This window comes from Borreliella burgdorferi B31 (assembly GCF_000008685.2).
GTDB classification, from domain to species: Bacteria; Spirochaetota; Spirochaetia; order Borreliales; family Borreliaceae; genus Borreliella; species Borreliella burgdorferi.
Genome location: NC_001318.1, coordinates 82,948 through 94,608 on the forward strand (window position 1 = coordinate 82,948; position 11,661 = coordinate 94,608).

11 protein-coding genes are annotated in these 11,661 nt (G+C 30.8%); all 11 read right to left on the minus strand.

What is annotated here, in order from left to right; all coding sequences use genetic code 11:
- Positions 1 to 22: 22 nt before the first annotated feature.
- The 11 genes from BB_RS00425 to BB_RS00475 all read right to left on the minus strand — a co-directional run bounded on the left by BB_RS00425 (position 23) and on the right by BB_RS00475 (position 11,658).
- Positions 23 to 973 carry an L-lactate dehydrogenase gene (locus BB_RS00425; protein WP_010889680.1) on the minus strand — a complete coding sequence of 317 codons (951 nt, stop codon included), beginning with the start codon at positions 971 to 973 and terminating at the stop codon, positions 23 to 25.
- A 120-nt stretch (positions 974 to 1,093) separates the two neighbouring features.
- The gene (lepA, locus tag BB_RS00430; protein ID WP_080592854.1) at positions 1,094 to 2,893 is read right to left on the minus strand and encodes a translation elongation factor 4; all 1,800 of its coding nucleotides are present in this window, start codon (positions 2,891 to 2,893) and stop codon (positions 1,094 to 1,096) included.
- Positions 2,894 to 2,932: 39 nt separating this feature from the next.
- Complete coding sequence (locus BB_RS00435) at positions 2,933 to 3,907, minus strand: hypothetical protein (protein WP_002656179.1); 975 nt, start codon at positions 3,905 to 3,907, stop codon at positions 2,933 to 2,935.
- A 71-nt stretch (positions 3,908 to 3,978) separates the two neighbouring features.
- Positions 3,979 to 4,413, minus strand: coding sequence for an ATP synthase subunit K (locus BB_RS00440; protein ID WP_002556692.1), 435 nt, complete (start codon positions 4,411 to 4,413; stop codon positions 3,979 to 3,981).
- A 16-nt stretch (positions 4,414 to 4,429) separates the two neighbouring features.
- Entirely contained in the window at positions 4,430 to 6,256 is a 1,827-nt protein-coding gene (locus BB_RS00445) for a V-type ATP synthase subunit I (protein ID WP_023003276.1), read from the minus strand.
- Positions 6,253 to 6,861: a V-type ATP synthase subunit D gene (locus BB_RS00450; RefSeq protein ID WP_002556694.1), complete on the minus strand. Its 609-nt coding sequence runs from the start codon at positions 6,859 to 6,861 to the stop codon at positions 6,253 to 6,255. Before BB_RS00450 ends, BB_RS00445 begins: the two co-directional genes overlap by 4 nt.
- Before the next feature lie 2 nt (positions 6,862 to 6,863).
- A complete protein-coding gene (locus BB_RS00455) occupies positions 6,864 to 8,168 on the minus strand; it encodes a V-type ATP synthase subunit B (protein WP_002556695.1) in 1,305 nt (434 codons plus the stop codon).
- Between the two features lie 21 nt (positions 8,169 to 8,189).
- Positions 8,190 to 9,917: a V-type ATP synthase subunit A gene (locus BB_RS00460; protein WP_002656082.1), complete on the minus strand. Its 1,728-nt coding sequence runs from the start codon at positions 9,915 to 9,917 to the stop codon at positions 8,190 to 8,192.
- A 13-nt stretch (positions 9,918 to 9,930) separates the two neighbouring features.
- Complete coding sequence (locus BB_RS00465; protein ID WP_002658266.1) at positions 9,931 to 10,476, minus strand: hypothetical protein; 546 nt, start codon at positions 10,474 to 10,476, stop codon at positions 9,931 to 9,933.
- Positions 10,477 to 10,485: 9 nt separating this feature from the next.
- Positions 10,486 to 11,085: a V-type ATP synthase subunit E gene (locus BB_RS00470; RefSeq protein ID WP_002655964.1), complete on the minus strand. Its 600-nt coding sequence runs from the start codon at positions 11,083 to 11,085 to the stop codon at positions 10,486 to 10,488.
- Between the two features lie 186 nt (positions 11,086 to 11,271).
- Positions 11,272 to 11,658 carry a hypothetical protein gene (locus BB_RS00475; protein WP_002556699.1) on the minus strand — a complete coding sequence of 129 codons (387 nt, stop codon included), beginning with the start codon at positions 11,656 to 11,658 and terminating at the stop codon, positions 11,272 to 11,274.
- Positions 11,659 to 11,661 lie beyond the last annotated feature (3 nt).

The following is an 11,661-nucleotide window of genomic DNA, read 5'->3' on the forward strand; positions in this document are numbered from 1 at the left end:
CAAAATATTTGGGGTCTTAATACTAAAATTCCATTTTATCAATATAGCTTTTAAGCTGATTAGCAGAACTATTAAACTTATCAAGCTCTTTAGGGCTTATCTTAAAGTTTAAAACTTCTTTGACTCCTTCCTTACAAACTATAGCAGGCGCTCCAATATAAATATCTTTAATCAATCCCCCATACTGGCCATTAATATAAGAAGATATTGGCAGAATAACATTCTGATCTCCAATTATTGCATTTACAATATTCTTAATACCAAGTCCAATAGCATAATAGGTTGCCCCCTTTAACTTAATAACTTCATAAGCAGCATTCACAACCTTTTTATGAATTTCATCAAGCTCCAACTCAGTTATTTTGCCTTCAGCAAGATATTCTGACAAAGGCTTCATTGCTATTTTTGTTTCATCCCACGTAGCAAAAGAACTGTCACYGTGCTCACCCATAATATATGAATGTATATTTTGAGTGTTCACATTAAAATGATCACTTAAAAAATATCTAAGTCTTGAAGTATCAAGAATAGTCCCAGTACCAATAACCTTATGAATAGGAAATTTGGAATATTTCATTGTAACATAAGTCATAATGTCTACAGGATTGCTTGCAACAACAAAAATACCATCAAAACCGCTAGATACAACATTAGTTATAATATCTTTAAAAATTTTAGAATTTTTATCAACCAAATCAAGTCTTGTCTCACCAGGCTTTTGATTAAGTCCTGCTGTAATTACAACAATATCTGCATTAGCACAATCTTTGTAAGTCCCAAACAATACATTAATATTCTTCTTTAAAAACATTTGGCCATGATTAAGGTCCATGACCTCCCCTTTTGCTTTATTTTCATTAACATCAATAATTACAAGTTCATGTACAAGTGAATTGTCTATTGTTAAAGCATACGCAAAGCTTGAACCAACCCCACCAGCTCCAATAAGAACAACTTTATTAGACTTAAGCATAATTACTCCATTAAATTAAAACTATATACAAAACTAATTTTAAATAAGTAATGATAAAAATATTCTATCGCATTTCTAAGGGCTTTGCCAATCACATACCTTTAAAAATTAAAAACAAATTTAATTATCATTGGATTTTAGAACCGCAAGAAAAGCGCTTTGTGGAATCTCAACATTTCCCACCATCTTCATTCGCTTTTTACCTTCTTTCTGCTTTTCCAAAAGTTTTCTCTTACGAGTAATATCACCACCATAACACTTGGCAGTAACATCTTTTCTAACAGGAGAGATTGTCTCTCGAGCAATAACATTAGAGCCAATAGCACCTTGAATGGCTATTCTAAATTGTTGCCTTGCTATTTCATCTTTCAACTTTTTACAAATCCCAATAGCCTTAGTTCTGGCGCTATCTTTAAAAACCAACTGGGAGAGTGCATCAACTCTATCCCCATTAACTAATATATCTAATCTTACCAAATCTGTATATTCATAATCTAAAAGCTCATAATCAAAAGAAGCATATCCACGGCTCACAGATTTAATTTTATCATAAAAATCAAAAAGGATTTCAGAAAGAGGCATTTTATAAATAAGTTCAACACGCTTAGTATCAAGATAAATTAAGTTCGTCTGAACTCCTCTTTTCAATAAACACACACTCATAATATTGCCCAAAAATTCTGTAGGAACAATAATATTAGCCTTAATATAAGGTTCAAGAACGCTTTCAATAGCTTCATTTCCGGGAAATTGCTCAGGAGTTTCAATAAAATAAGATTCTCCCTTTTTAGGAATTATTTTGTATCTAACAGAAGGAGAAGTCAATATCACGTTTAAATTAAATTCACGCTCAATGCGTTCTTGAATAACTTCTAAATGCAAAAGACCAAGAAATCCACACTTAAAACCATGCCCAAGAGCAGATGATGAATCTTTTTCAAATGTTAACGATGCATCATTAAGTTTTAATCTATCCATTGCCTTTAAAAGATCATCATATTGATTAGCATCAACAGGATAAACTGAAGAGAATACTACAGGCTTAACTTCTTTAAATCCCTCAAGAGGAGATAATGCGGGAAAATCACAAAGTGTTACTGTATCTCCAATTTTCACATCTGATATATTTTTTATTCCTGCAATAAAATATCCAACATCTCCTGCTTCTAAGGTATCTTTTCTTTCAAGTGATATTTTAAAAATTCCGATTTCTTCAATTAAATGCTCGCTATTAGTATGCATTAACCTAATCTTATCGCCCATTTTGATTTGTCCTTCGAAAATCCTAAAGTGAACAACAACTCCTCTATAAGAATCATAATGAGAATCAAAAATTAATGCTCTTAATGGATCCTTAATACTTCCCCTAGGAGATGGCACATACTTACAAATAGCTTCAAGCAAATCATCAATTCCTATTCCATTCTTAGCAGAAATCGAAATAGCAATTTCTTCATTTAATCCTAAATCATTTTTTATTTGCTTTTTTACAAAATCAACATTAGCATTTGGAAGATCTATCTTATTAATAACGGGAATAATTTCTAAATCATGCTCAAAAGCCATATAAAAATTAGAAACTGTTTGAGCTTGTATTCCTTGACTTGCATCAATTAATAAAAGAGCACCCTCACAAGATGAAATTGCCCTTGAGACTTCATAAGAAAAATCAACATGGCCTGGAGTATCTACAAAATTTAACTCATAAAAATCACCATCATTACTTTTATAAGTAATTGTTACTGCCTGACTTTTAATTGTAATTCCTCTTTCTCGCTCAATATCCATACTGTCAAGCATTTGACTTTTAAAATCACGATCAGATATTATTTTAGCTTTTTGAATAAATCGATCAGCTAATGTAGATTTACCATGATCAATGTGTGCAATAATGCAAAAGTTTTTCTTACGAATACTAATACTACTTCCCCCCTGAACTACAAGTCAAAATTTAAAAATTTAATTTTTTTTTAAATATACAGAATTTTTAATTTGACTTCTTGATTTAGCAATATAAGGAGAAAACCTTGGCGCAAGATCTACTACTAATTTCCAAGTATCTATTGCTCTAAATTTATAATTGCCATTAGAATATGCATAAGTAGCAGCAGCAACATTATAAACTATTTCCCAAAAATCTGTAGATTCAAAAGCATTTTTTATTGCCTTATACTTATTAATTTTTTGAACAAAAGACCTTAAATTTTTAAACTGATACACAGGTTCATAATAACAAACATAATCATACATTCTTGTTAAAATTCCTACTGCAGCTATAAGTCCATGAGTAATTGAAAGCTCATAAGCTTTTAAGTGCAAATAAACTTTTGACAATAATTGATGAGTATCAATAACATTGTAGTTTTTAAATCTGTAAAGATTAAAAGTAAAATCAATACCAAAAGCTCCTCTTACTTGTTTTAAATAAGAAGTTAAATAAAATGAAGCATTAAGTTCATTATTTGACATACTGTTTTCGCCTTGAGAATAATCATGATAACTATAATAATCTTTTTTAGTTGAAAACTTATTTAATATGTCATTCAAATAATCAATAGTATCAACATAATTATTCTCAAGTTCAGCCATTTTAGCTAAAGAAAAAAGTATTTTTTTTTCAAAAGATTCATCTAGCAAATAATATCTGTCTTCAAAAGACTTATAAAGGTTTAATTTTTCAAGAATAGCATTGCCAGACATACCATAAGCTACTGACAAATAATAACTAGCCTCAGGATAAACGCCTTTTCTAAGCAAAGCTTCCTGCAAATAATTAATAGCATGTGTAAGATTAGACTTACTAAATTCAGATTTAGAATAAAGAAATTGCCTGCCTTTTTCAAGTAAAATCCAATACGGAAAATTTTTATTACTTGAAGAATACAAAGAAATAGAAAAAGGCAAAGCAAAAAAAAATAAAACCGCACTTCTCATAATAATAAATATATTAAATTAACTCATAAATTACGAGAAAATTTAATATTAAAAGAAATAATAAATCAAAATTAAACAAACTTAAATATCATTAAGAATACCATTACAAAAAGAGCAACGGATTCTATTAATCCTAAAACTAATAGATATGTGGCAAATCCTTTCCCAGTCTCAGAAAATGCATCGCAAGCACCTGCTGCCGCTTTACCTTGAGCAAATCCAGAAACAGCAATAGCAAACCCACCACCAATACCAGCTCCAAGCAACAACCATGGATTTGTCTGCATCATTACCTCATATAATGTGTTCATCAAAATATATCCATATATTATTTGAGTCAATGGTGCTGAAACAAAAACTATCAATAAAAATGGTGCTGGCTTTCCTTGCATATAGCATCTCTTCCATGCTCCAATAGCAGCACTACCTGCCGCCCCCATGCCCAACGCAGAACCTATTGCTGAGATTGTTAAAGCTGAATTAACCCCTATTAAACCTATATCCATAAATACTCCTTTTTATTTATTTTTTCATTTTTTTAAAAGGCCTATAAGCACATCCACTCCATTCTTGCCCCAAATGGTTTGAAAATTCAAGCATATTAAGCCTTACCCCATGAACAATTACTGAAAGCAAAGATAACATTATATTTAAAACATGCCCAAAAAGTATAACAATAATTCCAGCTACTATAAGACCAATATTAGAAGATTTTAACAAAGGTATTGACATAGTATTAAAACTTGCTGATATTGAAAGCCCCGCAAGCCCAACTGCAAAAAGTCTAATATAAGATATTATATCTGCAAACCCCGACACAGTGGTTAAAAACTGCTCTATAATACCCCCAAAACTTTTCAATATACACTTGAAAAAATTTGAACCATCTTGCTTGCCAAAAACAAATACAAGTGCAACGCCAAAATATATTACATTATAAACAACATTATACATGGGAAATCTAGATTGACTTAGTATTAAATTCAAAACAAGATAATAAAGTCCAACTATACACATAAGCCAACCAATCTGTGCAATTGAATGAATATGGGGCTTTTCTTTTACTTGTCTGAAAAAATTCCAAACATGCGCCAATGAAATTTGCAAAACCCCTATTGAAAAACAGATAAAGATAATATTTTGTACACTATTTTTCTCTGTCAAATAACTAACTTTAAATGAATTTAAAATAGGAAACATTTCAAGAATTAAAGGACTACCAAACCAAGTCCCAGTCATAGCACCATAAAGTATCGATGATACACTAAGATAAAATATTAACCCATGAAATGGCGTTAAGGGCTTGCCTTTAAGAAGAAAACTCAAACTAAGCAAAATTCCTATCAAAAAAAATATCACTCCATAAGCAGCATCACCTATTATCATACCAAAAAACACAAAGAAAAATAACATAAAGATAAAACTTATATCCCTTTCTTTGTACCCAGGAATTGTCTCTAAAATATTAAAAATGGGTGCAGCTAAATTGGCAATTCCTTTTCTTTTTATATAAGTTGGAATAATATCATTTTCTTCAGGATCTGCAAATTGAGCTGCAAAACCTGCTTTTAAAACTGCGTTTTTAAGAGATTCTTGACTTTCAGCTGGAACAAATCCTGTAATATACGAAAAATCTTCMAAATCAGTTTGCATATCAGCTAAAACTTGCTCAAACTCTACGATTTGATCGTAATTTTTTATCTCATCTCTTAAAATATCAATATATTTATTAAAAAGAGAAATTTGTGTCAATTTTTGATCTAAAATCTCATCAACAACCTTTAATTTATTATTAATATAATCAAGATCAAAATTAAATTTAAACTCATCAGCAATTTCAATTTTTTGCTCAAATTCACCAACACTCACAAAATAAGAAGTGTTTTTTACGTTTTTAATCAAAAGCACATTGACATTAGGGTCTCTTAATAAATTTTTATATTCACTCTTTTGGATTTTAAAAAATTGAATATAAATGTTAGACTCTTTTAATTCGTCAATATTCTCTAAAGAAAAATTTCCCCAAACAGAAATCAAATTCCTTTCATGTAATAAAGATCGTTTAATATCTTGAAATTCTTTAATTTCATTGCCCAAATTGACTATGCTTTTTGCAATATCTAAAAAATTTCCATTAGAAGATTTTAAAGCTTTAACACCTCCATCTTCTTTAAGCAGGGAAAAAGCTTGCATTAAAATTCGTCTATCATCAATGCTTTTTTTTAAAGAATCTGAATTCTTATTGCAAGAATTAATATGAACTGCTCCAAAATCTCTTAAAATCTCTAATGACTCTTTTTTATATTTTGATAAAGTTAAAAGCAACACTTTTTTCATTTTTACAATCATAAGCTGTTCCTATTTTTTTTTATCAAACTAGATTTAGCAATCTTACCTCTTACAACAGCCGCGGTTTGCTGATCTCCAAGATATATATTAATTTTTTTTATATTAGCCTTAGCTGTTGGTATCATAACTTTCTCAAATAAATTAACCCTCTGAGATGTTATTCTAAACTCTCTTAAAAGCAAATCAATCTGTTTTTTTAAAATTTTAAGTTCTACATCAATTTGAATCACAACTTTAAGAATCTCAATCCCCTTATCTACCCAATAAGGAGTAAAAAGTAAATCATGCCTTATGTCTTCATATTCAATAGAATCGAATATAGGAATTGCAACTCCAGCAATATTTAAAGACTTTTTGACTACTGTTTTTACTTGAATCCAACTCTCAAAAGGAAATTTTTCGCTAAAAAGAGAAATCCAATTAGAAATATTCTCCTTAAGTTTTTGTTGCTCAAGATTTTTAATTTTGTAAGAATTCTCAATTTTAACAATTTCCATATAAAGCTGCTGCTTCTTAAGCTGCAAAGTAGGCAAATATCTCTTAAACATTTTAAGTTCGTCTTTTTGCTTTTTAAGATCATTTTTGGTTAATTTAATTTTAGACATAATCAATAAGTCTCTTTTTTAGGCCAATATTTTTCAATAAGATCTGTTTTTATTCCCGTTTCTTTTGGGCTAAAACAACTAGCAAGAATGCTCCAACCTAAATCTAAAGCCTCTTCTAAAGGAATATTAACAGACAAATCCATCATCTTACTTTCAAACATATTGCTATACTTGAGCAATTTTTCATCCCACTTAGTCATATTAAATCCCATAGCCTTTTTTTCTACAGACTCTTTTGAAGATGCATAAAGCTTGATCATTGAATCCATTATAGTCCTGTGATCGTCTCTAGTTCTACTATTTACCATTTGCTTAAGTCTTGAAAGAGACCCAAAAGGCTCTATTCTGCCACCTTTTAAATAGTATTGACCTTCTGTAATGTATCCAGTATTGTCAGGAACAGGATGAGTAACATCGTCACCCGGCATTGTTGTAACTGCAAGTATTGTAATTGATCCTGCGCCTTCAAAGTCAATAGCCTTCTCATAACGATATGCAAGCTGAGAATACAAATCCCCGGGATAACCTCTATTAGAAGGCACTTGTTCCATTGTAATAGATATTTCTTTCATTGCATCAGCAAAATTTGTCATGTCTGTGAGAAGCACCAAAACTTTTTTGCCCTTTAGAGCAAACTTTTCAGCAACAGAAAGTGAAATATCAGGAACAGTTAAAGATTCAACAACAGAATCATTAGCAGTATGAACAAAAAAAATTGCTCTACTTAAAGCACCTCCCTTTTCTAAAGAATCTTTAAAAGTTAAATAATCATCATGCTTAAGTCCCATTCCGCCAAGAATTATTAAATCAACTTCTGCTTGAAGTGCAATTCTTATAAGAAGCTCATTATAAGGCTCACCAGAAACAGAAAAAATTGGCAATTTTTGAGATTCAACAAGAGTATTAAAAACATCTATCATTGGAAGCCCTGTCCTTATCATATTTCTAGGAACAATGCGTTTTGTAGGATTTGCAGAAGGCCCACCAATTTCAATCAAATTATCATCAAGAGAAGGGCCCCCATCTCTAGGATTCCCAGAACCATCAAAAATTCTGCCCAACAAATTGTCAGAAAATGAAACCTGCATTGAATGCCCTAAAAACTTTATCTCGTCTGACGTGGAAACACCTCTTGTACCACCATAAACCTGAAGAGAAACTTTTTCTCGATCAAGTTTAATTACTTCGGCTAGAGAACTTGTATCTTTTGCTTTTACAATAGCAAGCTCACCATACTTAATACCTTGAGCTGTAACAGTTATTACATTGCCTGCTATAGACTCTATTTTACTATAGACTCTTTTCATATATATATTTCTCCAAACCCCCTAAATTACCTTTTTAAAATTTATCAATTCACCCAAAGCATGCTCCAATTTATTAAACTTATGATCCTTAAAAGAAGAAAGATTCATGTCTAAAAGATTTTGCCTTAACTCATTTATAAAATCTCTTGCTTGAAGTTTATCAGAAAACTCAAAGTTAGTTTTAAGAATGTTATAAACTATATCAAACATATAATTTTGACGCTCTGAACTAACAGCAGCATCAATAGAATCAAATGAATTTTGCTGCAAATAGCACGAATCAAGTAGCTCGGATTTTAAATAAATTAAAAAATCATCGTTACTTATGCCTTCTTCTCCAACAACTTTCATCATTTGATTAATTTCATTACCTTTCACCAAAAAAGATCTTGCATATTCAGTCTTTTTTTGATCAATAACGCCTTTATATTTACTCCAAGATTCAAGAGGACTAATAGCTGGAAATTTCCTAGCATCAGACCTTTCTCTTGTAAGCCCGTGAAATGCTCCTACAACTTTTAAAGTTGCTTGAGTAACTGGCTCTTCAAAATTACCACCAGCAGGACTTACAGAGCCACCAACTGTTACAGATCCAATATCCCCATTATTAAGAACTACAATACCTGCCCTTTCATAAAAGGAAGCAATAACAGACTCAAGATATGCCGGAAAAGCCTCCTCGCCAGGAATTTCCTCAAGGCGTCCAGACATTTCTCTCATTGCTTGAGCCCATCTTGAAGTTGAATCTGCCAAAAGAAGAATATCAAGGCCCATTTGCCTGTAATACTCACCAATAGTAATAGCAGTATAAACAGAAGCTTCTCTAGCTGCAACTGGCATTGAAGATGTATTACAAATAATACAAGTCCTGTCCATTAAAGATTTGCCGGTTTTTGGATCCATTAATTCGGGAAATTCTTTAAGAGTTTCTACCACTTCTCCTGCTCGCTCACCACAAGCTGCAATAATCACTACATCAACATCAGCATTTCGACTTGTAACCTGCTGAAGAACCGTTTTTCCTGCTCCAAAAGGACCCGGAATGCAAAAAGTTCCACCTTTGGCAACTGGGAAAAATGTATCTATAATTCTAGTTTGAGTCAACATAGGTTCACTAGGAATAAGGCGTTCCTTATAATTAGTAATAGGAACTTTAACAGGCCAATGAAAAGACATTGTAATATTATGCCTCATACCAGAATCATCTTCAATTACAGCAATTTGCTCATCAATCGAATAGTCGCCATCACTTACAATCTCCACAATTTTATAAGAATCCCTTTTATAAAATGGAATCATTATTTGATGGTGAACAGTTCCCTCAATTACAAAACCTAAAAAATCTCCTGCAATAACGATATCTCCAACTTTGGAGGTTTTTTTAAAATTCCACTTTTTATCTTTATTCAAGGGCCTTAAATATACTCCCCTTTCTAAAAAAAATCCACATTGAATAGCCAATTCAGGCAAAGGATTTTGAAGCCCATCATATACTTGAGTTAAAAGCCCTGGTCCGAGTTCAACTGTTAAAAGTTTGTCTGTAAATTCAACTAGGTCTCCAACAGATATCCCTTTTGTCAATTCAAAAACCTGTGCATCAACTTCATTGCCCCTAATACGAATTACTTCTGCTTTTAAATTCCTACCAGCAGTCTTTACAAATAAAACTTCATTCATAGAAACTGAACCTTCTACCTCAATAGTAACTAAGTTTCCATTAACTCCAACGACTTTTCCTTTTGTATTCATTTAAATTCCTTTTCTAAACTTTTTCATTAGTTTTATCAATTAAATTTTTACAAATATTGTCAAAATTTTGAATACCCAATTTTTCTTTAAACAAATTATGCCTTAAAAATAACCTTAACTTTAAAAAGTAAATTATTAATTTCTCAAAATCAAATTCATGCCCAACCTCAAGATCAGTTAAAAATTGCCACTTAAGAAGGTCAAAACTTAATTCTATTTCAAAAGGATTTTCTTTCAAGCAGATGTTTTTCAAAATACTAAGATAGTAACTTGAAAAATAAGTAGACTCTAAATAAAAATCCTTAGACAATCCCAATTTTTCTGCCCTTAAAGCTGCAAGTGTATATCTTATTGTATCTTCAAAATTAAGAAAAAGGTCAATAACTCTTGACTTGCCCCTATCTATCTTAAATTCTAGCAACTCTTTTAAAAAATTGAAGTCCTTTTTACTTAAAGAAATTTCGACATTATTTAAAAAATCTGAAACACTATAATTTTTCAAAGATTTTAAATCAATATAAGGCAAAGAAGATAAAACATAATAATATGAATCTAACACAAAAGTCTCCTAGACCACTTTTATAACTTCCTTAAATCTTGGATTAAGATAATCAAAAAGAATGTCTGCAATAGTTTCAGCTGAAAAATCATAATGCAAACCAATATTCTTTTTTTGAATCTTAAAACCTTTGCTTATGCCCCTGAAAGGCCTAAGCTCCATCCCTTCCTTAAGCTTATTGCCAAGTTTTAGTCTTAATATCTGCTCTAAACTAGAAAAATCAGATTCATTTAATTGAATAACTAATTTTTCTCCCTTAGCCCATGAATCTGTTATTTTAATTATAAGCTCTGCTAAAAAATTATTATCACTTAAAACTTCCGTCACATTATCTTTTAAAGCATTTTCAAAAAGAGATTTAAGATTCTTTTCAACGCCAATAATTAAATCTCTTATTGCCTGACGAGAAGCTTCAAGGGCATGGCATTTATAATCATTAGCTTCTTTTTCTGATTTTGCCTTTAATACTCTAGCAGCTTCTTCTGCTCTAGCAACTATTTCCTCTGCCTCTCTTTTAGCCTTCAAAATAATATCATTAGATGCTCTCTCAGCTTCTTCAAGCCCATCTTTTTTAATTTTATTTATCAGATCCTTTACTTCAAATTGCATCAAAACTCCTTATCATATAAGATAAAAATAATAACCTAACACTTATTAGCAAACAAAACTTTAAAAAAGCATAAAATAAATTTTTAATATCAAAAATTTTACAATATTAAAAAACATATCAAGTTGGCACAATAATACTTCTTTAAAGAATATACTTATTCTCAACTATTAGAAATAATACAACCATTAAAAAAATGGTCCAATAATTTTATAAACATTGCCATCAAGCACTATATCAAGATTTTTGCTTGGAAATTTATTTTTAAGTCCTTCTCTAAAGATTTCAATACCCCTTTTATTTATCTTATCCCAAAATTCATCATCAACAAAATTTAAAGTTAATATCTCAATAATAATCAAATAACCTCTTCCAAACCTAGATCCATAGCCTGACGTAAAAGTTGTTGTAACACTAAAAAGACCATCTAAAAGACCATTTGCAGCCTTACCCCTAAAGGGCCTGTTGGGATGAATATCATAAGAATTGCCAAATTCATTCTCAAGCACAAAATCAACATCAAGGCAAATGTGAAACAATACATTTTCAAATTCATTAAATTTCGATATATTCACTTA

Coding starts and splice junctions, on each gene's coding strand:
- BB_RS00440 (WP_002556692.1), bottom strand. CDS start 4,413: ATGGATATAGGTTTAATAGGGGTTAATTCAGCTTTAACAATCTCAGCA.
- BB_RS00450 (WP_002556694.1), bottom strand. CDS start 6,861: ATGTCTAAAATTAAATTAACCAAAAATGATCTTAAAAAGCAAAAAGAC.
- BB_RS00455 (WP_002556695.1), bottom strand. CDS start 8,168: ATGAAAAGAGTCTATAGTAAAATAGAGTCTATAGCAGGCAATGTAATA.
- BB_RS00435 (WP_002656179.1), bottom strand. CDS start 3,907: ATGAGAAGTGCGGTTTTATTTTTTTTTGCTTTGCCTTTTTCTATTTCT.
- BB_RS00460 (WP_002656082.1), bottom strand. CDS start 9,917: ATGAATACAAAAGGAAAAGTCGTTGGAGTTAATGGAAACTTAGTTACT.
- BB_RS00470 (WP_002655964.1), bottom strand. CDS start 11,085: ATGCAATTTGAAGTAAAGGATCTGATAAATAAAATTAAAAAAGATGGG.